Origin of the sequence: Kitasatospora sp. NBC_01300 (genome assembly GCF_041435235.1) — a bacterium.
Taxonomy (GTDB): Bacteria; Actinomycetota; Actinomycetes; order Streptomycetales; family Streptomycetaceae; genus Kitasatospora.
In genome coordinates this window covers 3,766,268-3,789,265 of the sequence record NZ_CP108408.1, presented here as the reverse complement: position 1 = coordinate 3,789,265, position 22,998 = coordinate 3,766,268, and the positions used below count along the sequence as shown (strand labels likewise).

The window sequence follows — 22,998 nt, the reverse complement described above, 5'->3', positions numbered from 1 at the left end:
CCGGGTGCAGGGTCAGCTGTGCGCGCCGGCCTTGCGGCGGCGCAGGACGAACACGGTGCCGGCGCCGGCCGCCAGGACGGCGGCGCCGCCGAGGGCGATCGGCAGGGTGTTGGAGTCGGCACCGGTCTCGGCCAGGTGCGGGCCCGCCGACGGCGAGGCGGAGGCCGAACCGTGGCCGGCGGCCGCGGGGGTGCCGGCAGTCGGCGTGGCGGCGGACGCGTCGGTCACCTTGAACAGGTCGTCGACCCGGTAGCTGCCGTCGTACCGGAGGCAGCTGTCGGTGGCGGGGGCGCCCGGCACATCCTTGGCCTCGAACTGCTCGGAGTAGCCGCTCAGCTGGGCGAAGTAGCGGGCGGTCACGGCCTTGTCGGTGGCCGCGAGACGCACCTGGAAGGTGATCTTCTGCCCCTTGGCGATCTTGTACTCGCCGAGGTCCACCTGGAGGTAGGACATGTCGCCCTTGATGCTGCTCGCGGCGGGGGTCTTCCAGTCTCCACCGGGCAGCTTGACCTGGATGGTGAACGACTCCTTGCCCCAGATGATCGGGTTGATCACCGGCTCCACCTCGCTCACGTCGGTGAAGAAGAAGTCGACGTCGACCTTCTTGAGGTCGACCGGGCCCGTGTTCTCGAAGGTCACCGTGGCCTCCTGCGCCGCGCCGCCCTTGACCAGGGTGGTCTTCGCGAGGCCGGTGCCGGTGACCTTGAGGTCCTGGTGCAGGCCGCCGCGGCAGGGTCCGCCGCTGGGCGTCGGCATCGGCGGGGTCGGCAGGTTCGTGGGCTTGCCGGTGGGCGCCGAGGTGGTCGGGGCCGGGGTGGTGGGCGCCGAAGTGGTCGGCGCCGGGGCGCTCGGGGTGGTGCTCGGGGCCGGGGTGCTCGGCGCGGGGGCGCTCGGGGTGGCCGTGGTGGAGGTGGGGGGCGGGGAGGAGGGGACTCCGACCGCACTCGCGCTGACGGCGCCGACCGTGGTGCCGAAGGAGAGCGCCATCAGCGCGGACGCGGCCAGAAGGCGAGAAGAGCGCACGTTGAGAAGCTCCAGATTGGGGTAAATGGGGTTGATTTCGGGCGACTTGAGGCCTCCGGCAGGGCCGCCGGCGCTGGTCGCGCCCGCGAACCCTACCGGTTGCGGGTGGCTTGTTTCGATCAGATTTGGCGCTAAGTGATCGATGCTGCCCGGCACGCCCGTTCGGCCACCGGTTGCCGGGGTGGCCGGGGGGTCGGACGATGGCCGCATGAAGCACCAGATGCGAGCCGAGTACGGGGCCGGGGGTGCGACCGGCGGGGTGCGGTTGTGGCACATGGTCCGGGGGGTGGAGAGCGTGGCGATGTGCGGCCGGGAGCTCGACCCGGGCGCGCAGGTGCGGGAGCCGGTGGACTGGGGCAAGACACCGGAGCTGTGCTGCCACACCTGCGGGGCGTACTACCTGCGCGAGACGCCGTACCTGTCGGCCGAACACCAGTAGTGCGTCCGGTGCGCCAACGGGTGGTCTACCGTGATCGGCATGGAGCAACCCCTCGCCCGGCCGCGGTCGTTGACCCGTGAGGCCGTCGGGCTGCGGTCCGGCGCACCGGACCTGTCCGAGCACGTCGACCGGTTCTGCGCGCTGGTCGAGCGGGTGGATCCGCTGATCCACGCGTTCGTCCCGGAGCCGGGGCGGCACGACCGGCTGCGCGCGCAGGCGCGGGCGCTGGCCGCGCGGCACCCCGAGCCGGCCGGGCGGCCGCCGCTGTACGGGGTGACGGTGGGGGTCAAGGACATCGTGCACGTGGACGGGCTGCGCACGCACGGCGGTTCGGCGTTGCCGCCGGGCGTCCTGGCGGGGCCGCAGGCCGTGGTGGTGGACCGGCTGCGGGCGGCCGGGGCACTGGTCGCCGGCAAGACGGTGACCGCCGAGTTCGCGGCGAGCGCGCCTGGACCGACCCGCAACCCGCACCATCCCGGGCACACCCCGGGCGGTTCCAGCAGCGGGTCGGCGGCGGCGGTCGCGGCGGGGCTGGTGCCGCTGGCGGTCGGCACCCAGACGGTGGGGTCGGTGATCCGGCCGGCCGCGTACTGCGGGGTGGTGGGCTTCCGGCCCACGTACGGGCGGATCCCGACGGCCGGGGTGATCCCGAACGCGCCGAGCTTCGACACCCTCGGGGTGTTCACGGCCGACCTGGCCGGGGCGGCCCTGGCGGCCGCACTGCTCTGCGACGACTGGCGGGGCGACGAGTGGCAAGGCGACGACTGGCGCGGCGGGCCGGCGGCCGGGGGCCGGCCGGTGCTCGGGGTCCCGGACGGGGCGTACCTGGACCGGGCCGAGCCGGCGGCGCTGCGCGCCTTCGAGGAGACCCTGGAGCGCTTGGCGCAGGCAGGCCTGACGGTGCGCCGGGTGCCGCTGTTCCCGGACTTCGCCGGGATCGCCCGGCAGTTGCAGACGGTCAACCGCTTCGAGCTGGCCCGCAGTCACGCCGACTGGTTCGCCCGGTTCGGCGGCCTGTACCGGCCGGAGACGGCGGCGAGCATCCGGGTCGGCCAGGGCGTCGCGGCAGAGGACCGGGCGGCCGCGCTGCAGGCCCGGGACCGGTTGCGCGAGCGGGTCGCCCGGGCGACCGCCGAGGCCGGGGTGGACCTGTGGCTGGCGCCGTCGGCGACCGGCGGGGCGCCGGAGGGCTTGCACACCACCGGGGACCCGGTGATGTCGCTGCCGTGGAGCTACCTGGGCCTGCCCGCGCTGAGCCTGCCGGCCGGGCGGACGGCGGAGGGGTTGCCGCTGGGACTCCAGGTGGTGGGCGCGCCGGGCGGCGACGAGCGGCTGCTGGCCCAGGCGGCTTTCCTGGAAGAGGCGCTGGGCGGAAGCTTAGAAGCCGCCTAGGCGAGCGCCGGGTCGGCCGGGTCGGTGGCCTCGGCGCGGAGCAGGCGCAACAGGAGGCGGCCGGCCCGCTGGTAGGGAACGTCCTCGTCGTGCAGCACGGCCTGGGAGTTGGCCGTCTCCAGGAGGGCGATCAGGGCGAAGGCGAGGTCGTCGAGGTCGGTGCCGGGCCGCAGGCCGCCGGTGGCGCGGGCCTCGGCGAGGGCGTCGGAGATCACCTGGCGCCACTCGCGGGCGCAGTCGGCCAGGGCGTCCCGGACGGCGCCGGGGCGGGCGTCGAACTCGGCGGTGACCTCGTAGAAGAAGCAGCCGCCGGGGAAGATCCGGGCCCGGGAGTAGGCGAGCCAGCTCTCGCAGAGGGCGCGGGCCCGGGCGAGGCCGGGCGGGGTGTCGGCGACCGGGGCGACGACGGCGTCGGCGAAGATGCGGCGGGCGGCGCGGACGGTGGCGAGCTGGAGCTCCTCCTTGGAGCCGAAGCCGGCGAACACGCCGCTCTTGCTGAGCCCGAGGTCGGTGGCGAGGCGCCCGATGGAGAGCGCGCCGAGGCCTTCGACGGAGGCGATCGCGACGGCGCGGTGCAGCACCGCCCGGCGGGTCTCCTCGCCGCGCAGGACCCGTCCGTCCGTGGTCGATCCGGCCATCGGCCACCTCAGTTCTCGTCGTCGTCGCCGCTGTCACCGTCGCCGTCGCGGTGCGTGCCGCCAGGGTAGCCCGGGGGTGGGCGGCGGACTTCCTGTCCATAAAACTGTACGAACGGTCGTGCTAATATCCGCACCGAGCACGGCCCCCGCACCCCGGCACGCCCGTCCGCACCGACAGGGAGACCGCATGGACCCGGCCCTCGCACTGGTTCGCACCGCCCTCAACACCACCTCGCACCTGGCGCCCCGGCTGGCCGGCCGCGCCGCGTACGAGCTGTTCCAGCGCCCGCTGCGGCGCAGCGCCGTCCGCCCCGCCGAGCGGGAGATCCACCGGCAGGCCGCCGTCGAGCGGATCGCCGTGAACGGCAAGGAGGTCGTCGTCTACCGCTGGGGCGACGGGGCCCGGCCGGTGCTGCTGATGCACGGCTGGCGCTCCCGCGCCTCGCGCTTCGCCCCCTACGTGCCCCGGCTGCGCGCGCTCGGGCTGAGCCCGGTCGCCTTCGACGCGCCGGGCCACGGCGACTCCGGCGGCCGGGCCACCACGGTGCTGGAGTACCGCGCCATCGCCGGGCAACTCCAGGACGGCTACGGCGGGTTCGAGGCGATCGTGGCGCACTCGCTGGGCGTGGCCGGGGCGTTCCTGGCGCTGCGCGAGGGAGTCCGGGCCGGGCGGCTGGTCGCCCTCGCCGGGGTCAGCGAATTCGCCTACCTGCCAGGCGCGTTCTGCGCCGGGCTCGGCCTCGGCCCGGTGATCGAGCGGGACCTGCGGCACCGGATCGAGCACGAGCTGTTCGCCGGCACCGAGGACCCGTGGCGGCGCTTCGACGCCGCGCACCGGCCCGAGGAGGTGTCGCCGCCGATCCTGGTGGTGCACGACGAGGGCGACGACGTGGTCGGAATATCGCACGCGCGGCGCCTGAAAGCCGCGTACGGTGACCGGCTGGAACTACTGGTCACCCGAGGGCTCGGCCACCGCCGGATCGTCGCCGAGCCCACCGTCATCGACAACGCGATCGGCTTCCTGTCGGCCGGTCAGGAGGTCAGTGCCGCATGAGCCGTGCCGGAGAGCTCGTCGAACTGCACGCCCGATCAATGGAGTTGGCCGCCGAGGTGGTGGACGGCCTGCGGCCGGACCAGCTGGAGCTGCCGAGCCCGTGCGCGGGCTGGACGCTGCGCCGGCTGATGGAGCACATCGTCGGCCAGCACCAGGGCTTCGCCGCGGCCGCCCGCGGCGCCGGGCCCGACCTCGCACTCTGGGCCGACGCCCCGGTCGGCGACGACCCGGCGGGCGCCTTCCGCCGTACGGGCACCGAGCTCACCGCGGCGTTCCGCGAGGCCGTGGCGGCCGGGCGTGACGTCTGGCTGCCGGAGATCCAGCACGGCGGCCCCTTCCCGCTGGCGCACGCGGTCGGCTTCCACCTGCTCGACACCCTGGTGCACGGCTGGGACATCGCGGCCGCGCTCGGCGTCCAGGCCCCGTTCACCGCCGTGGTGGACGGCGACGAGGCACTGGTGGCGACCCTGCTGGCGGTCGCCGAGGCCGTCCCGGCCGCGCCGGAGAACCGGGTGCCGGGCAAGGCGTTCGCGCCGCGCCTCGAACCGGGTGCGGCGGGCGGCCGGTTCGACCGCGCGCTGGCCCTGCTCGGGCGGGACCCGGCCTGGAAGGCCTAGGAACGCCGGTCCGGAGAGCTAGGCGTGCCGGCCGCCGCGCTGTTCGTCGGGGAAGCGCGGCCCGCCGATCAGGAAGAGCAGCGCGGCGGTCGGAAAGCCGGTGGAGGCGGCCACCAGCACGATGAACTCCCAGAACATGTCCTGCTCCTCGTCAGTCCCGGGCCGCCCGGACACCCGAAGGTGATCCCAAACCTGACAGGCCCTGATTGGCCGAATTGTCCGGTCGTTATTCGACGGTATGACCGGAATGCCCCGGCTGCCACCGGGCGGCGGGGACCGGCCCGCGCCACACCGGCGCAGGGGTCTGGGCGTGGGCCGGGGGCGGCGGCCACACTGTCGGGATGCAGCTACAGCTCGCAGGGGAAGCACGGCGGCCGGACCGCGAGAGCGAGGACTTCGCGGCGGCCTCGCCGGAGGCGCTGGTACTGCTGGACGGTGCGAGTTCGCCGACCGGCCTGGAGTCCGGGTGCCGGCACGGAACCGCCTGGTACGTCCGCCGGTTGGGCGTGCACCTGCTCGCCCGGCTCACCGACCGGGTGGACCGCTCGATCGCCGAGTGCCTGGCCGACGCCATCGTGGAGACGGCCGCGCTGCACGGCGGCCGCTGCGACCTGGGCCACCCCAACACCCCCGCGGCGATGGTGGTGGCGGCCCGCCGGCACGGCGAGTCGCTGGAGTACCTGGTGCTCGGCGACTCGCTGCTGGTGCTGGAGTACAAGGACGGCCCGCCGAAGGTGATCGGGGACAACCAACGCTTCCCCGGCGGGGAGGAACTGCGCCGGCAGGTCTGGGCGACCGTCCCCGGCTCGGCCGAGCGGGCCGCGCTGCACCTGGAGTACGCGCTGGCCGTCCGGTCCGCCCGCAACCGGGGCAACGGTCCGTGGATCGCCGCGGCCAGCCCGAAGGCGGCCGGGCACGCGGAGACCGGCTTCGTCCGGCTGGAGCGGCTGCACGCGCTGGCCGCGCTCACCGACGGCGCCTCGCGCTTCACCGAGCGCTTCGGGCTGGGGAGTTGGGCGGACGTGCTGCGGCTGCTCGCCGAGTCCGGTCCGGGCGAACTGATCGCGCAGGTCCGCGAGGTCGAGCGGGCGGACGCCGCCTGCGAGCGCTGGCCGCGCGGCAAGGCGCACGACGACGCCTCGGCCGTCTACGCGCTGTTGTAGCGCGCGGACGGCCGAGGCGCCCGGGCCGTGCGGTCACCGGGGCGGTGCGGTGACCGCCGGGATGGTGCGGTCAGTCGATCGGGTGGCCGAACCGGCCGGACTGGAAGTCCTGCATGGCCTGCTCCAGTTCGCGGTGGCTGTTCATCACGAACGGCCCGTACCAGGCGACCGGTTCGCGGATCGGCTGCCCGCCGAGCAGGATCACGTCCAGGTTGGGGTGGCGGGAGTCCTGCTTGGTGTCGGCGGTGATGGTGATGGTGTCGCCCTCGCCGAACACGGCCGCCTGCCCGGTGTGGACCGGGCGGCCCTCGGCGCCGACGGTGCCGTCGCCGTTGAGGACGTAGGCGAGCGCGTTGAAGTCCGGCCGCCACGGCAGGGTGACCTGCGCGCCCGGGGTGATGCTGGCGTGCAGCAGGGTTATCGGCGTGTGGGTGACGCCCGGGCCCCGGTGGCCGTCCAGCTCGCCCGCGATCAGCCGCAGGACCGCGCCGCCGTCCGGGGTGGAGAGCAGCTTGACGTGGCCGCCGTGGATGTCCTGGTAGCGCGGGGCGGCCATCTTGTCGGAGGCCGGGAGGTTGACCCACAGCTGGATGCCGTGGAACAGGCCGCCGGTGGCCACCAGCGACTCCGGCGGGGTCTCGATGTGCAGGATGCCCGAGCCGGCCGTCATCCACTGGGTGTCGCCGCCGCTGAGGTGGCCGCCGCCGCCGTGCGAGTCCTTGTGGATGAACTCGCCGTCGATCAGGTAGGTGACCGTCTCGAAGCCGCGGTGCGGGTGCCAGGGCGTGCCCTTGGGCTCGCCGGCGGCGTACTCCACCTCGCCCATCTGGTCCATCATGATGAACGGGTCGAGGTACTTGGTGTTGATCTTGGCGAAGGCGCGGCGGACGGGGAAGCCCTCGCCTTCGAAGCCCTCGGGTGCGGTCGCGACGGTGAGGACCGGCCGGGCGCTGGTGGCGGCGGGGTCCGGGGTGGCGACGCGCGGCAGGGTCAGCGGGTTGTCGACGGTCACGGCGGGCATGTCGGCCTCCTTCGGGGTGTTCCTCTGGCCTACGTCCACGAGATTAGTTCAATTCTCAACAACAAGCAAGTTGAAAGTTGAACCATGTGGTGACGAAGGAGCGCGGGGCTCCTCCTCCAGGATGGGTCAGCCGTACATGCGGCGCATGGTGAAGTCGACCATCTGCTCGACCGCCTTGGCGTCGAACACCATCCGGTGCTCGCCCTCCATGTCCAGCGCGAAGCCGTAGCCGGTCGGCAGCAGGTCCAGGACCTCGGCGCCGGTGACGGTGAAGTGCTTGGAGTCCTTGCCGGCGTACCGGCGCAGCTCCTTCAGCGAGCTGAACATCGGGATCACCGGCGTCGGCGTGTTGTGCAGCGCCAGGAAGCCGGGCCGCTCGCCGCGCGGGCAGTGCACCTTCGAGGTGATGAAGATGGCCTGGAAGTCCTCGACCGCCATCGAGCCCGTGGTGAACGCCCGGACGGCGTCCGCCAGCGACGGTGGCGAGGGCTCGGGGTAGAGGGACTGCTGGGACGCCTGCGACTGCGCGCCGTAGGCGTCGGGGCCGGGCATGCCGTTCATGCCCGGCTGCGGACCCGCCTGCTGCTGGTAGGGGTCGCCCGGGTATGCGTTCTGGTCATATCCGTACACACGGACAGGCTATCGGGAGCGCACCCGCCCGTGCGGGCGTCGATCCTGACAATGACTGGTCGTCCCGACTTGTGGGACGTGACCACGTTCATAGCGGATTCACCGCCAGGGGCTTGCCCAAGTTACCGCTGGGTAGCATCATGATGCGTACTGGTGGGTACGGGGCGCCCGAACGCGGCGGTCTCCCGGAAGCGACGAACCGGAGAAAACGGCCATGGGTCACTACAAGTCCAACCTGCGGGACGTGGAGTTCAACCTCTTCGAGGTGTTCGGTCGCGAGCAGGTCTACGGCTCCGGGCCGTTCGCGGACATGGACGTCGAGACCGCGAAGAACATCCTGAGCGAGATCTCGCGCCTCGCCGAGAACGACCTCGCCGCGTCCTTCACCGACGCCGACCGCAACCCGCCGGTCTTCGACCCCGAGACCAACACCGCGCCGGTCCCGGCCACCTTCAAGAAGAGCTACCAGACCTACATGGACGCCGAGTGGTGGCGTCTGGGCATCCCGGAGGCGATCGGCGGCCAGGTCACCCCGTCCTCCCTGATCTGGGCCTACGCCGAGCAGGTCCTGGGCTCCAACCCGGCCATCTGGATGTACTCCTCCGGCCCCGCCTTCGCCGGCGTCGTCCACGACGAGGGCACCGAGGAGCAGAAGAAGGTCGCCCAGCGGATGACCGACCGCCTCTGGGGCGCCACCATGGTCCTCACCGAGCCCGACGCGGGCTCGGACGTGGGCGCCGGCCGCACCAAGGCGATCAAGCAGGAGGACGGCTCCTGGCACATCGAGGGTGTGAAGCGCTTCATCACCTCGGGCGAGCACGACATGTCCGAGAACATCATCCACCTGGTGCTGGCCCGCCCCGAGGGCGGCAAGCCCGGCACCAAGGGCCTGGGCCTGTACATCGTCCCCAAGTTCGACTTCGACTGGGAGACCGGCGAGCTGGGCGAGCGCAACGGCGCCTACGCCACCAACGTCGAGCACAAGATGGGCCTCAAGGCCTCGAACACCTGCGAGATGACCTTCGGCGCCAAGCACCCGGCCAAGGGTTGGCTGCTCGGCGAGAAGGTCGACGGCATCCGCCAGATGTTCAAGATCATCGAGTTCGCCCGGATGATGGTCGGCACGAAGGCCATCGCCACCCTCTCCACCGGCTACCTGAACGCCCTGGAGTACGCCAAGGAGCGCGTGCAGGGCGCCGACATCTCGCAGTTCCTGGACAAGACCGCCCCGCGCGTCACCATCACCCACCACCCGGACGTGCGTCGCTCGCTGCTCACCCAGAAGGCCTACGCCGAGGGCATGCGCGCGCTGGTCCTGTTCACCGCCTCCGTCCAGGACGACATGGTGGCCGCCGGCCTGCGCGGCGAGCGCGACGAGGCCGCCGAGCGCCTCAACGACCTGCTGCTGCCGATCGTCAAGGGCTACGGCTCCGAGAAGTCCTACGAGCAGCTCGCCCAGTCCCTGCAGACCTTCGGTGGCTCCGGCTACCTGCAGGAGTACCCGATCGAGCAGTACATCCGGGACGCCAAGATCGACACCCTCTACGAGGGCACCACCGCGATCCAGGGCCAGGACTTCTTCTTCCGCAAGATCGTCAAGGACGGCGGCCAGGCGCTCACCGCGCTGTCCGAGCAGATCCAGAAGTTCCTCGGCGCGGCCGAGGGCGGCGACGCCCTGGCCGCCGAGCGCGAGCTGCTCGCCAAGGCCGTCGGCGACCTGGACGCCATCGTGGGCAAGCTGCTGGCCGACCTCACCTCGGTCGAGCAGGACGTCAAGAACATGTACAAGGTGGGCCTCAACACCACCCGCCTGCTGCTCGTCTCCGGCGACGTCGTGGTCGGCTGGCTGCTGCTGCGTCAGGCCGCGGTGGCCCTGGCCAAGCTGGAGGCCGGCGCCTCGGAGAAGGACGTCCCGTTCTACCAGGGCAAGGTCGCGGCGGCCCGCTTCTTCGCCAAGAACGTCCTGCCGACCGTCGCCCCGCAGCGGCTGATCGCCGAGGGCATCGACAACGAGATCATGGACCTGGCGGAGGAGGCCTTCTGAGGCCCTCGCCCCACCCGTCACCCGCCGCAGTGCCCCCAGGGGCGCCGCGAGGGGCGTGACACCTCTCCGACCGCCTGACAGCACCCTCACGTCGAAGGGCCCGGCTCCCGCCGGGCCCTTCGGCGTTGCCGCCCGTCCGCCCCGCACCCGTCGCCGAGTTCGCCCGTTTCGCACCTGTTGTTCGGGGGCCCAAGGCACAGGGCCGGGCGTGGCGATGACCGTCCGCGACCGGCGCGGATCTCTGGGTGTACGGAGTTCGGCACGGCGTCACTTCACGGTTGTGTCCTCGTTCTGCATCCGTTGGGAGGTTCCGAATTCCCTGTCCGTGTACGGGCATATGCTCAAGGTGCGAAGCCGACTCCCCATCCGGCTTCGGCCCTCCCTCGACTCAGGAGCAGTATGTCGACCGCCGCCGCCCGCCAGGCATTCTTCGACCGGACGCACAGCGACGATCTGATCGCGTTCCTCGGCACCTCGCCGTCCCCGTACCACGCGGTCGCGAGCGCCGCCGAGCGGCTGGAGAAGGCAGGCTTCCGGCAGGTCGCCGAGACCGACGTCTGGGACGGCGCCGCCGGCGGCCGTTACCTGATCCGTGGCGGCGCCCTGATCGCCTGGTACCTGCCGGAGAGTGCCCGCCCCGAGACCCCGTTCCGGGTGGTCGGTACCCACACCGACTCGCCGAACCTGCGGGTCAAGCCGGTGCCGGACACCGGCTCGGCCGGCTGGCGCCAGGTCGCCGTGGAGATCTACGGCGGTGTCCCGCTGAACACCTGGCTGGACCGTGACCTCGGGCTCTCCGGCCGCCTCGCGCTGAAGGACGGCAGCTCGCGGCTCGTCCAGCTGGACGAGCCGCTGCTGCGGGTGCCGCAGCTCGCGATCCACCTGGACCGCCAGGTCAACGACGGCATGAAGCTCGACAAGCAGCGCCACCTCACCCCGATCTGGGGCCTCGGCCCGGTCGACGAGGGCTCGCTGATCTCGTACGTCGCCGAGCGCGCGGGCGTGGACGCCGCCGACGTGGCCGGCTGGGACCTGATGACGCACGACGTCCAGCCGGCCGCCTACCTGGGCCGCGACCGCGAGCTGCTGGCCGGCCCGCGCCTGGACAACCTGCTGTCCGTCCACGCCGCCACCGCCGCGCTGGCCGCCGTCGCCACCGCCGAGGGCGCCGCCGACCTGCCGTACATCCCGGTGCTGGCCGCCTTCGACCACGAGGAGACCGGCAGCGAGTCGGACACCGGCGCGCAGAGCCCGCTGCTCGGCAACGTCCTCGACCGCACCGTCCACGCGCGCGGCGGCACCCCGGAGGACCGCGCCCGGGCGCTCGCCGGGACGATCTGCCTCTCCTCGGACATGGGCCACGCCGTCCACCCGAACTACGCCGAGCGGCACGAGCCGGGCCACCACCCGCTGCCGAACGGCGGGCCGATCCTCAAGGTCAACGTCAACAACCGCTACGCGACCGACGGCGTCGGCCGGGCGGTGTTCGCGGCCGCCTGCGAGAAGGCCGGCGTGCCGTGGCAGTCCTTCGTGTCCAACAACGCGATGCCCTGCGGCACCACCATCGGCCCGATCACCGCGGCGCGCCTCGGCATCAAGACGGTGGACTGCGGCATCGCGGCGCTGTCCATGCACTCGGCGCGCGAACTGTGCGGCGCCGAGGACCCGTACCTGCTGGCCAGCGCGATCAAGGCGTTCCTGGAGGGCTGATCGCGGGCTGATCGCGGGCTGATCCCGGGCTGATCCCGGGTGATCCCCCCTCAACGGCGAAGGGGCCCGGCGGAGTACGCTCCGCCGGGCCCCTTCCGCGTCGGACGGGCTACTCCAGTCCGGCGAGCACCAGCGGCAGCCGGCGCGCGCCGCCGGCGACCAGCTTCACCGGCACGCCCCAGTCCTGCTGGTGCACGTGGCAGGCCGGGAACTCGATCTCCGGGTCGTCGTCGCAGGACGCGGCCATCGCCGAGACGTGCAGCACGCCCTCGGTGACCTCCTCGGAGAGGACCAGCTCGCGCGACAGGTCGCTGTCCGCTCCGGCGCCGGAGACCAGCAGCTCGGGCGGGGTCGCGCTGACCAGCAGCCGGGTGGACGGGCCGTACCGCTCGTCCAGCTTCTGGCCGCTCGGCGCCGAGAACACCACGTCCAGCCGGAACGCGCCCGGCGCGACCTCGGTGGCCGCCCGCTGGGTGCGGTGCGCGACCGACTCGACCCGCACCGCCTCCTCCGGCAGCCGCAGCCTGGTCAGCCGGTGCCGGGCCGACTCGACCACCACGATGTCCCCGTCCACCAGGACGGCGCCGGACGGCTCGCGCAGATCGGTGGCCAGCGTGGTGACCTCGCCGCTCGCCGGGTCGAAGCGGCGCAGCGCGTGGTTGTAGGTGTCGCTGATCGCCACCGAGCCGTCCGGCAGCACGGTGACGCCCAGCGGGTGCTGGAGCAGCGCCTGCGCGGCCGCGCCGTCCCGGTGGCCGAAGTCGAAGAGGCCGGTGCCGACGGCGGTGTGGACCGTCCCGGTTTCACGTGCCCCGTCCGATCGACTGAGCCAACGGATCGAGGAGGTCTCCGAGTCGGCCACCCACAGCCGCTCGCCGTCCGCCGAGACCGCCAGACCGGACGGCTGGGCGAACCAGGCCTCGCCGACGGGCCCGTCCACCAGGCCCTCGTTGGTGGTGCCGGCCGCGACGCCGACCGTGCCGGCGGCCGGGTCGTACGCCCACAGCTGGTGCACGCCGGCCATCGCGATCCACACCCGGCCGTCGAACCAGGCGACGTCCCACGGCGAGGAGAGGTCCACCTCGCGGGCCGGGCCCTCGGTCGCCGAACCCTGCCACCACTGGCGGCCGGTGCCCGCCAGCGTGGTCACGGAGCCGTCCGCCAGCCGCACGCCGCGCAGCGCGTGGTTGACGGTGTCGGCCACGATCACGTCGAACTCCGAGCCCTCCGGCAGCAGCGCCAGCCCCTGCGGCTCGCTGAACCGGGGGCTGGTGCCGTCCACCAGGCCGCGCTGCCCGTCACCGATCCGGCGGACCACCGTCTCGCCGTCCTCGGCCAGCTCCACCAGCGAGTGGTGGCCGGAGTCGGCGACCAGGAAGTGCCCGTCGGGCAGCCGGACCGCCTTGCCCGGGAACTTGAGGTCCCCCGCGGTCGGCTCCGGCGCCACGTACGGGCCGTCGCCGCGGCGCAGCGTGCCCTTCGCCGCGTGCTCGGCCTCCAACTCCTCCACCAGCCGCGCGATCGCGTGCGCGTGGCCCTCGCCCGCGTGCTGGGCGACCACGTACCCCTCCGGGTCGATCACCACCAGCGTCGGCCAGGCCCGCACGGCGTACTGCTTCCACGTCGCCAGCGCCGGATCGTCCAGCACCGGGTGGTGCACCTCGTACCGGGCGACCGCGTCCACCACGGCCTGGTGGTCCGCCTCGTGCACGAACTTCGGCGAGTGCACCCCGACGATCACCACGGTGTCCCGGTGCTTCTCCTCCAACTCCCGCAGCTCGTCCAGGACGTGCAGACAGTTGATGCAGCAGAACGTCCAGAAGTCCAGGACGGTGATCTTGCCCCGGAAGTCGGCGAGCGTCAGCTCCTTGCCACCGGTGTTCAGCCAACCGCCTGCCCCGACCAGCTCGGGGGCGCGTACACGTGCACGAGATGCCATGCCTGTATCCAACCGCATCGTGGTCGGGCGGCATTCCGGGGCGTGTCGGCGGGGTGGGGGAAGGGGGGTCGTGCTGTCGTTGTCCGCATGGTCACCTCACCCCTGCTCCGGTCGGCCCTGACGGTCGCGACCGCTGTCCTGCTCGCCACCGGTGCCGGCGCCGCCTCGGCGGCCGCCGCCCGGCCTGCTCCGCGTGACGTCACCGCGGAGCAGTGCCAGGACGCCGGGGGGTGGGTGGAGGGCTCCGGGTACTGCGTGGGGGCCGAGGGCGACGACTACTGGGGGCAGCCGATCGACGGGCAGGCCGTCAACCCGCATCCGGCGCCGGGCGAGGAGGACTGAGGGCGTCAGGTCCGGGGCTGGGGCCGGGGCCGGGTCAGGTCGGGGTCAGGGCCGGGGGAGCTCCGTCTGCCAGCGGGTCTCGCCGTCCTGCTGCTCGCCGGTGGGGGTGAGGCCGAGGGCCCGGGCGACGGCGGCGGAGGCGTGGTGGTCGGGGTGGATGTGGGCGGTGACGGTGCCGACGCCGGTGGCGGCGAGGTGGGAGAGCAGGGCGCGGGTGGCCTCGGTGGCCAGGCCGCGGCCCTGCCAGGGGGTGCCGACCACCCAGGCGAGCTCGGCGGCCTCGGGGCGGACGGTGGTCTGGACGTAGCCGGTGAGGCGGCCGTCGGCGCGCAGCCGCAGTGCCCAGTTGCCCCAGGTCTCGGTGGGGTCGGGGGAGCCGGCGGCGAGCCGGGCGTAGCGGACGCGCAGGTCGTCGGCGGTGGCCGGGGAGCCGCCGGTGAAGGCGTGCAGGGCGGGGTCGGCGAGGGCGGCGGCCAGCTCCTCGGCGTGCTCGGGGCCGATCGGGAGGAGGTCGAGGCGCTCGCTGTGCAGCGGGGCGGTGGGGTCGGGACGCATGCCGCCATTGAACGCCCGTGTGCGGCGGTGCTTCCCGGCGGGCGGGGGGATCGGGTCGAATGGGGGTCACGTCGACACGGAGGAGGCCGCTGTGCGGTACCTGGTCAGGGAGAAGCTGTTCGCAGTCGGAGACGACTACTGGATCGAGGACGACCGGGGCCACAAGGCGTACCTGGTGGACGGCAAGGTGTTGCGGCTGCGGCACACCTTCGAGCTGAAGGACGCGCACGGGCGGGTGGTCGCGGTGGTGAAGGAGAAGGCGTTCACCGTCCGCGACGCGATGAAGATCGAGGACGCCGACGGCGAGGTGATCGCGACCGTCCGGGAGAAGCTGTTCACCCCGTTCCGCGACAAGTACCTGGTGGAGCTGGCCTCCGGCGGCGAGCTGAAGATCCACGGCAACCTGATCGACAAGGACTACCGGATCGAGAACCACCACGGCGACGACCTCGCCCGGATCTCCCGCAAGTGGTTCCGGATCCGGGACACCTACGGGGTGGAGATCGCCGACGGCGCCGACACCGGCCTGCTGCTCGCGATCGCCGCCTGCGTCGACCACCTGGTGCACGAGGAACACTGATCCCCCACTGAGGTCAGGGGTCTGCTTCCCCGGTCCGCCGCCCACCTCGGTGGGGTATCTTTTGCCAACCCTTGACCAGGCCGGTCGGGGATCGGCGAGCGGACCGGGGGCTGGGACCACGATGAACGACATCCTGCACGGGCTCGGCGCGGCGGCCGCCTACGGAGCCCTCGGGGTGGTGCTGCTGCTCCTCGGCGTCGGCCTGGTGGACCTGTTGACGCCCGGCAGGCTCGGCCACCAGATCTGGGTCGAGCGCAACCGCAACGCCGCCGTGCTGCTCAGCTCCGCGCTGCTCGGCATCGGCGGCATCGTCTTCACCGCGATCATGTACACCTACGCGGACTTCGCCAAGGGCCTGCTCTCGACCGCCTGTTACGGCCTGCTCGGGCTGGTGCTGATGGCCGTCGCCTTCTGGGCGGTGGACCTGCTGACGCCCGGCAGGCTCGGCGAGATCCTGGTCGAGCCGGAGCCGCACCCGGCGGTCTGGGTCTCGGCCAGCTGCAACATCGCGGTCGCGGCGGTGGTGTCGGCCGCGATCGCCTGACGGCCCGCCCGAGCGCCCGAGCGCCTGGGCGCGTCCGGCCGCACGTTCGGTTGATGGAGCGTCGGCCGACGGCCGGCGGTGGGGATGAGGATCCGACCGGGGTCGCCGACCTGCTGCGGCGGTGGGGTCCGGCCGGTAACGTACCGGCATGGCTGACCTTGAAGAACGCGCCAACGTCGTCGCGTCCGGCTCGCGGCAGGCCGGGGCAGGGGTGTCCGTCCGACGGCGCCGCGTCACCGACCTCGCCGACTGCGTCCGGGTGCTCGGCGACGTCCACGCCACCGACGGCTACCCCGCCGACTGGCCCGACCGACCCGCCGCCTGGCTCACCCCCGGGGGCCTGCTCGCCGCCTGGGTCGCCGAACTGGACGGCCGCCCGGTCGGGCACGTGGGCCTCTCCCGCAGTGCCCCCGGCGACGTCGCCCCCGGCCTGTGGAGCCGCCGCACCGGCGGCCGCCCGGAACTCACCGCCGTGATCGGCCGGCTCTACGTCGCCCCCACGGCGCGCGGCCACCGGATCGGCGCACAGCTGGCGGCAGCCGCCGTGGCGCACGCGCGGGCGCTCGGCCTCCACCCCGTCCTCGACGTCCTCGCCACCGCAGCCCCGGCGAACGCCTGCTACCGCCGCCTCGGCTGGACCTGGCTCGGCAGCGGCGAACAGCAGTGGGCCGCCGACCGCACGGTCGTGGTCCACTGCTTCGCCGCCCCGAGGGAGTAGCGGCTTCCCGCGGGCGGCCGGTGGCGGCGACCCGTCCGGAAGTGGCGACGGCACCACTGGAGCGGGGCCGTTCTTCACACGGGGATGACTTCGACGCCCTGCTCCAGGCCGACGAAGTCGCCCGCGTTCCGCGTGTAGAGCGGCAGGCCGTGGCCGGCCGCGGTTGCCGCGATCATCAGGCCCATGCGGTGGGGCGGGGGTCCCGCTTGGCCTGGATCGTGAGGGTGGTCAGGGTGCCGAACCGCCGAGCTGCCTCGCGGTCGAAGGGGAGGGTGGTGAACTCCGCCTCCACGTCCGCGAGTCGCTGGGCCCTGGCCATCATCTGCACCGGGTCCTTGGCCATGGCGACGCCCTGGGCGAGTTCGGCCAGCACGATGGACGACAGCGCGGCATCGGCTGGCAGGAGCTGTGGATCGATCTGTGGCAGATCGATCACGACGCAGGTGTCGAGCAGTCCGCGTTGGCGTCGCCCGGTCACTTCCGTTCCCACGGGTCGTCGCCGCCGATCCGGTCCTCATCGCCGTAGAAGGCGTCGGCTTCCGCGCGCGTCTGCGTCGCGTCGACCGTCGGCGCGTTCCGCCACTTTCGCTGGAGCTCCTCGACGGGGACGAATCGGCGGCGACTGCTGATCGGCCGGACTTCGGCGATCTCGGTGCCGTTGCGAGTGATGTGGTAGATCTCGCCGGCTTCGACATCGTCGAGCACGGCCTTGGACCGCGCTGCGAGTTCGCGCTGCGTGATGGTCTTCATGAGGCCAGTGTGTCGCGCCGTAATGCACCATGTCGCACTCACGGGGGCGGCCGGTTCGGCTATCCCGCCGGGCGGTCCGTGGTGGGGCGGCGGCGGAGGGCGGGGGTGGTGACGGACGGGGGCTGCCAGACGCCGTCGGGGTGGTAGACGTTGGTGCCGGGCGGGACGATGGCGTCGATGCGGTCCAGGGTGGCGTCGTCGAGGACCAGGTCGGCGCCCTTGAGGGCCGCCTCCAGCTGGTCGTGGGTGCGCGGGCCGAGGATCACCGAGGTGACGGCGGGGTGCGCCAGCGGGAAGGCCACGGCCAGTTCGGGCAGGGTGCGGCCGAGGTCCCCGGCGAGGGCGGTGAAGGCCTCGACGGCCTCCAGCTTGGCCACGGTGGTGGGCAGCGCCGGGTCGAAGCGGCCCGGGTTGATGGTCGGGCGGCCGGTGGTCAGGTCGGCCGGGCGGTCCTTGCGGTAGCGGCCGGTGAGGAAGCCGGAGGCGAGCGGGCCCCAGGTCAGTGCGCCCATGCCGAGCCGCTGGACGACGGGCAGCACGTCGCGCTCCACGCCGCGGGCGAGCAGCGAGTACGGCGGCTGCTCGGTGCGGAAGCGCGGCAGGCCGCGGCGCTCGGCGACGTGGTGCGCGTCGACGATCTGTTCGGCGGGGAAGGTGGAGCAGCCGAAGGCGCGGATCTTGCCGGCCCGGACGAGGTCGCCGAGGACGGACAGGGTCTCCTCGACGTCGGTGGTGTGGTCCGGCCGGTGGATCTGGTAGAGGTCGATCCGGTCGGTGCGCAGCCGGCGCAGGCTGTCCTCGACCGCCCGGAGGATCCAGCGCCGGGAGTTGCCGCTGCGGTTGCGGCCCTCGCCCATCGGGAAGTGCCCCTTGGTGGCGAGCACGATCTCGTCGCGGTCGCCGCGGGCGGCCAGCGTCCTGCCGACGATCTCCTCGGACTCGCCGGCCGAGTACATGTCGGCGGTGTCCACGAAGTTGATGCCGTGGTCGAGCGCGGTGTTGATGATCCGGGCGCAGTCGTCGTGGTCGGGGTTGCCGACGGAGCCGAGCATCATCGTGCCGAGGCAGTAGGTGCTCACTTCGATGCCGGTGCCGCCGAGAACGCGGTATCGCATGGTGCTGCTCCCCCTGGTGGTGGGCCGGTGGTGCGTCAGAGGCTAGGAGTTGGAGTGCACTCCATGGCAAGGGTCGGTCCGGATCCCCGTCCACCGGGGGGGAGTTCGGGCCCGTGGCGCGGAGCGGACGGGCGGGGCCGGTCGGGGTGCGTTGTTTGCGGAAACGGCAACAAAGCTTGCCGATACGGCTGGTCCGGTCGCAGCCTGGCGGTGGAGGTGAGCGCCATGGGCGACACGATGAGGACGGCAGGGCCGACGGCCCCCCGGGACGACTACGACGCGGTGGTGGTCGGCGCGGGCGCGGCCGGGCTGAGCGCCGCGCTGGTGCTGGGCCGGGCCCGGCGCCGGGTGGCGGTGGTGGACGCGGGCCAGCCGCGCAACGCCCCCTCCGCCCACATGCACGGGTACCTGAGCCGGGACGGCATGCCCCCGGCGGCGCTGCTGGAGGTCGGCCGGGCGGAGGTCGCCGGCTACGGGGTCGACCTGATCGACGCCCGGGTCGACCACGTCGAGGCCGTCGCGGATGCCGAAGCCGCGGGGACGGGCTTCGCCGTCCACCTGGCGGGCGGCCCCGTGCTGCACGCGCGCCGGGTGGTCGTCGCCACGGGCCTGCGCGACGGGCTCCCGGAGCTCCCGGGCCTGCTCGAACGCTGGGGCCGGGACGTGCTGCACTGCCCGTACTGCCACGGCTACGAGGTCCGCGACCGCCCGCTCGGCGTGCTCGGCACCGGCCCGGGCGCGGTCGACCAGGCGCTGCTGCTCCGGCAGTGGTCCGCGGACGTCGTCCTGATCACGCACATCCTCACGCCGACCGGGGCCGAGCGGGAGCGGCTCGCCGCCCGCGGCGTCCGGGTCGTCGAAGGCCGGATCACCCAGCTGGTGACGGACGCCGACCGGCTGCGCGGCGTGGAACTCGCGGACGGCCGGGTGGTGCCGCGCGAGGCCGTGTTCGTCTTCCCGCAGCCGGTGCCCCGGGACGCGCTGCTGTTCGGCCTGGAATGCGCCCGGGACGAGAACGGCTGGGTCACCACCGACCGGGCCGGCCGCACCAGCGTCCCCGGCGTCTGGGCGGTCGGCAACGTCGCCGACCCGCGGGCGCAGGTCGTCGTCGCCGCCGGGGCGGGCGCGGCGGCGGCGTTCGACCTCGACCACGACCTCGTCGCGGAGGAGGTCGGACGGGCGGTCGCCGAACACCGCGCGTCCGGCGCCGCCGTCCCCGCCTGAGCGGGGGAAGCTCCCCCCGGCACCCTTGCCCGGCGTCACCCATTCGCCGGCGTCGCCCATTCGCCGGCGTCGCCCATTCGACCGGCGTCACCCGTCCGACCGGCGTCACCCGTCCGACCTTCCGTCACCCACGATCGGAGAACCCACGATGTCCGAACACCAGCACCGGCACGGCCAGGGCCACCAGCACGGGCACCACCACGGCGACGTCCCCGCCGCCGACTTCGACTGGGACGCCCTCGCCGCCCACCTGGAGCGGGAGGCCGAACTGCGGGCCCCCGCCATCTCCGGGGCCGCGCAGTGGCTGCGGTCCCTGCGCGGCGAGACCGACGGGGTGCGGCGGGTCCTCGACGTCGGCAGCGGGCCCGGGGTGATCGCCGGACTGCTCGCGGACGCCTTCCCCGAGGCCGAGACGGTCGCCGTCGACCAGTCGGCCGCCCTGCTGGAGCGCGCCCGGGCCCGCTCCGGCGGCCGTCTGAGCACCCAGCAGGCCGACCTGCCCGCCGAGTTCGGCAAGCTCGGCGAGGCCGACCTGATCTGGTCCGGCAACGCGATCCACCACCTCGGCGACCAGCAGGCCGCCCTGACCTCCCTCGCCGCGACGCTCCGGCCCGGCGGCCTGCTGGCCGTCGCCGAACGCGGCCTGCCGATGCGCTACCTGCCGCGCGACTTCGGCCTCGGCCGGCCCGGCTTCCAGGCCCGGCTCGACGCCGTGCACGAGGACGGCTTCAGCACCATGCGCGCCGAACTGCCCGGCGCCACCGAGGAGGTGGAGGACTGGCCGGCCATGCTCACCCGCGCCGGCCTGACCCCCAGCGGCACCCGCACCTTCCTGATCGACCACCCGGCCCCGCTCGCCCGCCCCGCCCGCGAGCACCTCCACACCCAACTCGCCCGCCTGCGCGACCAGCTCGCCGACAACCTCGCCCCCGAGGACCGCACCACCCTCGACACCCTCCTCGCCGAGGACACCCCCACCGGCATCCTGAACCGCCCGGACGCCTTCTTCCTCTCGGCCATGACCGTCCACACCGCCCGCAAGGCCGCCTGACGGCCGTGCGGCCGAGCCGGCCGCAGCCGGGCGGGGAGTCTCCGCCCGGCTGCGGCAGGAGCCCACAGGCAGGAGCCCACAGGCAGAGGCCTACAGGGTGTGGCCGAGAGCGGTGATGAGGGCGGCGATGCGGGCCTCGTCACGGCGGTAGTGGGTCCACTTGCCGATGCGGGTGGCGCGGACGAGGCCGGCGCGCTGGAGCTCGGCGAGGTAGGCGGAGACGGTGGACTGGGCGAGACCGGCCTTGGCCTGGATGTGGCTGACGCAGACGCCGACCTCGCGCGGGTCGGCGACCGCTTCCTCCAGGGGGAAGTGGCGTTCGGGTTCGCGCAACCATGCCAGCAGTTGCAGGCGCGTCGGGTTGGCGATCGCCCGCAGGGCGGTGACCAGGTCAACATCCATGGCTGGAAGCGTACCGGCGTGTGACGGCAGGGCATCGGCGAACCGACGCCGGTCGGTGGGGCAGTGCGGTGCCGCCGGGTGGGGTGCCGATGCCCTGGACGAAGCATCGGTGATGGTGCGTCAGATTCCCTACGGCGTCAGGCAGGTGGCGGACGGCCCGGGCCCCGGGCCGTCCGCCGGGGCTCAGCCCTCCTGGCCGCCGAAGCGGGTGGTCCAGCCGGCCAGGTCCTCGTCGGTGATCTTGGCGAACAGCACCGGCGGCACGGTGAACGCCGTCCCGGCCGGCACCAGGTCCAGTGCCCGCGCCTGCTCCGGGCCGACCCAGGACAGGCCGACCGCCGGAGCGTCCGCGGGCAGGGCGAAGGCGCCGCGCATCGCCGCCGCCGCGGTCGGGATGAACGGCTCGGAGACCACCGCGTACAGCTGGATCAGGTTCATCGCGGTGCGCAGGGTCAGCGCCGCCGCGTCCGGGTCGGTCTTCACCTGGAGCCAGGGCGCCTTCTCGTCCAGGTACGCGTTGCCCGCGCTCCACAGCGCGCGCAGACCCTGCGCGGCCTTGCGGAAGTTGAGCGCGTCCAACTGGGCCTCGTACTCGGCCAGCAGGGCGGCGATCTGCTCGCCGAGTCGCTGTTCGGCCTCGCCGGGCGCGTGGCCGGCCGGGACGGCGTCGCCGAAGCGCTTGCGGCTGAAGGTGAGCACCCGGTTGACGAAGTTGCCGAGGGTGTCGGCGAGGTCCTTGTTGACGACGGAGGCGAAGAGGTCCCAGGTGAAGCTGGAGTCGTCCGACTCGGGGGCGTGCGCCATCAGGAAGTAGCGCCAGTAGTCGGCCGGCAGCAGTTCCAGGGCGACGTCGGTGAAGATGCCGCGCTTCTGGCTGGTGGAGAACTTCCCGCCGTAGTACGTCAGCCAGTTGAAGGCCTTGACGTAGTCGACCTTCTTCCACGGCTGGCGCGAGCCGAGGATCGTGGCCGGGAACATCACGGTGTGGAACGGGACGTTGTCCTTGGCCATGAACTCGGTGTACCGGACGCTGTGGTCGGCCTCGTACCACCAGGACTTCCAGTCCCGGGCCTGCCCGGCCGGGGCCGCGTCCGCCCACTCCTTGGTGGCGCCGATGTACTCGATCGGGGCGTCGAACCAGACGTAGAACACCTTGCCCTCGGCCGCCAGCTCCGGCCAGACGTCGGCCGGCACCGGGACGCCCCACTCCAGGTCGCGGGTGATCGCGCGGTCCTGGAGGCCCTCGGTGAGCCACTTGCGGGCGATCGAGGAGGCCAGCACCGGCCAGTCGTCGCCGTGGGCGGCGATCCACTGCTCGACCTCGTCGGTCAGCTCCGACTGGAGCAGGAACAGGTGCCTGGTCTCCCGGACCTCCAGGTCGGAGCTGCCGCTGATCGCCGAGCGCGGCTCCAGCAGGTCGGTCGGGTCCAGCACCCGGGTGCAGTTCTCGCACTGGTCGCCGCGCGCCTTGTCGTAGCCGCAGTGCGGGCAGGTGCCGACGATGTAGCGGTCCGGCAGGAAGCGACCGTCGGCGTTGGAGTACACCTGCCGGATCGCGCGCTCCTCGATGAAGCCGTTGCGCTGGAGTTCGCGGGCGATCTCCTGGGTGATCTCGCGGTTCTGCGGGGAGGAGCTGCGGCCGAAGTGGTCGAAGGACAGCCCGAAGCCGTCGTACACCGCCTTCTGCGCGTCGTGCGCCTGGGCGCAGAACTCGGCGACGGGCAGCCCGGCCTCCTGCGCGGCGAGTTCGGCGGGCGTGCCGTGCTCGTCGGTCGCGCAGATGTAGAGCACCTCGTGGCCGCGCTGGCGCAGGTAGCGGGAGTAGACGTCCGCCGGGAGCATCGACCCGACCATGTTGCCCAGGTGCTTGATCCCGTTGATGTACGGAAGGGCGCTGGTGATCAGGTGCCGAGCCATCCTCGGATGCTCCGATTTCTCCCGCACGCGCACCCCACCCGGAGTGCTGTGCCAGGCGCAGGGGTCCACTGTGGGCTGCCAAGCCTACCGCCGCCGGGCCGGGAGGACGGCGCGGTTCAGGGGGGGGCGG

General features: G+C 73.2%; 24 protein-coding genes. 13 read left to right on the top strand and 11 right to left on the bottom strand.

The window, feature by feature from the left end; genetic code table 11:
• Positions 1-12: 12 nt before the first annotated feature.
• Entirely contained in the window at positions 13-1,023 is a 1,011-nt protein-coding gene (locus tag OG556_RS16895; RefSeq protein ID WP_371517762.1) for an LAETG motif-containing sortase-dependent surface protein, read from the bottom strand.
• 208 nt (positions 1,024-1,231) lie between these two features.
• Here OG556_RS16895 and OG556_RS16890 point away from each other — a divergent pair, with 208 nt between their 5' ends.
• Both OG556_RS16890 and OG556_RS16885 read left to right on the top strand, forming a co-directional pair.
• Complete coding sequence (locus tag OG556_RS16890; RefSeq protein WP_363368038.1) at positions 1,232-1,462, top strand: hypothetical protein; 231 nt, start codon at positions 1,232-1,234, stop codon at positions 1,460-1,462.
• A 39-nt stretch (positions 1,463-1,501) separates the two neighbouring features.
• Positions 1,502-2,854: an amidase gene (locus OG556_RS16885; RefSeq protein WP_371517761.1), complete on the top strand. Its 1,353-nt coding sequence runs from the start codon at positions 1,502-1,504 to the stop codon at positions 2,852-2,854.
• Here the strand turns inward: OG556_RS16885 and OG556_RS16880 are convergent.
• Positions 2,851-3,492: a TetR/AcrR family transcriptional regulator gene (locus OG556_RS16880; protein WP_371517760.1), complete on the bottom strand. Its 642-nt coding sequence runs from the start codon at positions 3,490-3,492 to the stop codon at positions 2,851-2,853. The two genes, OG556_RS16885 and OG556_RS16880, sit on opposite strands and share 4 nt — an antisense overlap.
• 187 nt (positions 3,493-3,679) lie before the next feature.
• Here OG556_RS16880 and OG556_RS16875 point away from each other — a divergent pair, with 187 nt between their 5' ends.
• The 3 genes from OG556_RS16875 to OG556_RS16865 all read left to right on the top strand — a co-directional run bounded on the left by OG556_RS16875 (position 3,680) and on the right by OG556_RS16865 (position 6,326).
• On the top strand, positions 3,680-4,546 hold the full coding sequence (locus tag OG556_RS16875; RefSeq protein WP_371517759.1) for an alpha/beta hydrolase: 867 nt from the start codon (positions 3,680-3,682) through the stop codon (positions 4,544-4,546).
• Positions 4,543-5,163, top strand: a complete 621-nt coding sequence (locus OG556_RS16870) for a TIGR03086 family metal-binding protein (RefSeq protein ID WP_371517758.1) — start codon at positions 4,543-4,545, stop codon at positions 5,161-5,163. Before OG556_RS16875 ends, OG556_RS16870 begins: the two co-directional genes overlap by 4 nt.
• 341 nt (positions 5,164-5,504) lie before the next feature.
• Positions 5,505-6,326 carry an integrase gene (locus tag OG556_RS16865; protein ID WP_371517757.1) on the top strand — a complete coding sequence of 274 codons (822 nt, stop codon included), beginning with the start codon at positions 5,505-5,507 and terminating at the stop codon, positions 6,324-6,326.
• A 70-nt stretch (positions 6,327-6,396) separates the two neighbouring features.
• On the opposite strand, the gene OG556_RS16860 is transcribed toward OG556_RS16865, so the two are convergent.
• Both OG556_RS16860 and OG556_RS16855 read right to left on the bottom strand, forming a co-directional pair.
• Positions 6,397-7,347, bottom strand: coding sequence for a pirin family protein (locus tag OG556_RS16860; protein WP_371517756.1), 951 nt, complete (start codon positions 7,345-7,347; stop codon positions 6,397-6,399).
• A gap of 126 nt (positions 7,348-7,473) precedes the next feature.
• The gene (locus OG556_RS16855) at positions 7,474-7,977 is read right to left on the bottom strand and encodes an SseB family protein (RefSeq protein ID WP_063348360.1); all 504 of its coding nucleotides are present in this window, start codon (positions 7,975-7,977) and stop codon (positions 7,474-7,476) included.
• A gap of 214 nt (positions 7,978-8,191) precedes the next feature.
• On the opposite strand from OG556_RS16855, the gene OG556_RS16850 reads away from it, so the two are divergent.
• Entirely contained in the window at positions 8,192-10,021 is a 1,830-nt protein-coding gene (locus OG556_RS16850) for an acyl-CoA dehydrogenase (protein ID WP_371517755.1), read from the top strand.
• Positions 10,022-10,420: 399 nt separating this feature from the next.
• Complete coding sequence (locus tag OG556_RS16845; protein WP_371517754.1) at positions 10,421-11,731, top strand: M18 family aminopeptidase; 1,311 nt, start codon at positions 10,421-10,423, stop codon at positions 11,729-11,731.
• Between the two features lie 109 nt (positions 11,732-11,840).
• Here the strand turns inward: OG556_RS16845 and OG556_RS16840 are convergent, their stop codons facing one another.
• The gene (locus OG556_RS16840; protein ID WP_371517753.1) at positions 11,841-13,670 is read right to left on the bottom strand and encodes an NHL domain-containing thioredoxin family protein; all 1,830 of its coding nucleotides are present in this window, start codon (positions 13,668-13,670) and stop codon (positions 11,841-11,843) included.
• A gap of 87 nt (positions 13,671-13,757) precedes the next feature.
• Here OG556_RS16840 and OG556_RS16835 point away from each other — a divergent pair, with 87 nt between their 5' ends.
• Complete coding sequence (locus tag OG556_RS16835; RefSeq protein ID WP_371517752.1) at positions 13,758-14,012, top strand: hypothetical protein; 255 nt, start codon at positions 13,758-13,760, stop codon at positions 14,010-14,012.
• Between the two features lie 45 nt (positions 14,013-14,057).
• On the opposite strand, the gene OG556_RS16830 is transcribed toward OG556_RS16835, so the two are convergent.
• Complete coding sequence (locus tag OG556_RS16830; protein WP_371517751.1) at positions 14,058-14,567, bottom strand: GNAT family N-acetyltransferase; 510 nt, start codon at positions 14,565-14,567, stop codon at positions 14,058-14,060.
• A 91-nt stretch (positions 14,568-14,658) separates the two neighbouring features.
• Here OG556_RS16830 and OG556_RS16825 point away from each other — a divergent pair, with 91 nt between their 5' ends.
• The 3 genes from OG556_RS16825 to OG556_RS16815 all read left to right on the top strand — a co-directional run bounded on the left by OG556_RS16825 (position 14,659) and on the right by OG556_RS16815 (position 16,409).
• A complete protein-coding gene (locus tag OG556_RS16825) occupies positions 14,659-15,147 on the top strand; it encodes an LURP-one-related family protein (protein WP_363581438.1) in 489 nt (162 codons plus the stop codon).
• 121 nt (positions 15,148-15,268) lie between these two features.
• Positions 15,269-15,691 carry a DUF350 domain-containing protein gene (locus tag OG556_RS16820; RefSeq protein ID WP_371517750.1) on the top strand — a complete coding sequence of 141 codons (423 nt, stop codon included), beginning with the start codon at positions 15,269-15,271 and terminating at the stop codon, positions 15,689-15,691.
• A 148-nt stretch (positions 15,692-15,839) separates the two neighbouring features.
• Positions 15,840-16,409 carry a GNAT family N-acetyltransferase gene (locus OG556_RS16815; RefSeq protein ID WP_371517749.1) on the top strand — a complete coding sequence of 190 codons (570 nt, stop codon included), beginning with the start codon at positions 15,840-15,842 and terminating at the stop codon, positions 16,407-16,409.
• A gap of 175 nt (positions 16,410-16,584) precedes the next feature.
• Here OG556_RS16815 and OG556_RS16810 read toward each other — a convergent pair whose 3' ends face one another.
• From OG556_RS16810 to OG556_RS16800, 3 genes are read right to left on the bottom strand one after another with little or no spacing between them, the layout of a single operon-like run.
• The gene (locus OG556_RS16810; protein WP_371517748.1) at positions 16,585-16,845 is read right to left on the bottom strand and encodes a hypothetical protein; all 261 of its coding nucleotides are present in this window, start codon (positions 16,843-16,845) and stop codon (positions 16,585-16,587) included.
• 38 nt (positions 16,846-16,883) lie between these two features.
• Positions 16,884-17,159, bottom strand: a complete 276-nt coding sequence (locus OG556_RS16805) for a type II toxin-antitoxin system Phd/YefM family antitoxin (RefSeq protein ID WP_371517747.1) — start codon at positions 17,157-17,159, stop codon at positions 16,884-16,886.
• Between the two features lie 59 nt (positions 17,160-17,218).
• Entirely contained in the window at positions 17,219-18,274 is a 1,056-nt protein-coding gene (locus OG556_RS16800) for an aldo/keto reductase (protein ID WP_371517746.1), read from the bottom strand.
• Between the two features lie 225 nt (positions 18,275-18,499).
• Between OG556_RS16800 and OG556_RS16795 the strand changes: the two genes are divergently transcribed.
• Positions 18,500-19,498 carry an NAD(P)/FAD-dependent oxidoreductase gene (locus tag OG556_RS16795; RefSeq protein WP_371517745.1) on the top strand — a complete coding sequence of 333 codons (999 nt, stop codon included), beginning with the start codon at positions 18,500-18,502 and terminating at the stop codon, positions 19,496-19,498.
• A gap of 148 nt (positions 19,499-19,646) precedes the next feature.
• Positions 19,647-20,549, top strand: a complete 903-nt coding sequence (locus OG556_RS16790) for a methyltransferase domain-containing protein (protein ID WP_371517744.1) — start codon at positions 19,647-19,649, stop codon at positions 20,547-20,549.
• 90 nt (positions 20,550-20,639) lie between these two features.
• Here the strand turns inward: OG556_RS16790 and OG556_RS16785 are convergent, their stop codons facing one another.
• Both OG556_RS16785 and metG read right to left on the bottom strand, forming a co-directional pair.
• Positions 20,640-20,951 carry a helix-turn-helix transcriptional regulator gene (locus OG556_RS16785; RefSeq protein WP_063348348.1) on the bottom strand — a complete coding sequence of 104 codons (312 nt, stop codon included), beginning with the start codon at positions 20,949-20,951 and terminating at the stop codon, positions 20,640-20,642.
• A 183-nt stretch (positions 20,952-21,134) separates the two neighbouring features.
• A complete protein-coding gene (gene metG / locus OG556_RS16780) occupies positions 21,135-22,868 on the bottom strand; it encodes a methionine--tRNA ligase (protein ID WP_371517743.1) in 1,734 nt (577 codons plus the stop codon).
• Positions 22,869-22,998 lie beyond the last annotated feature (130 nt).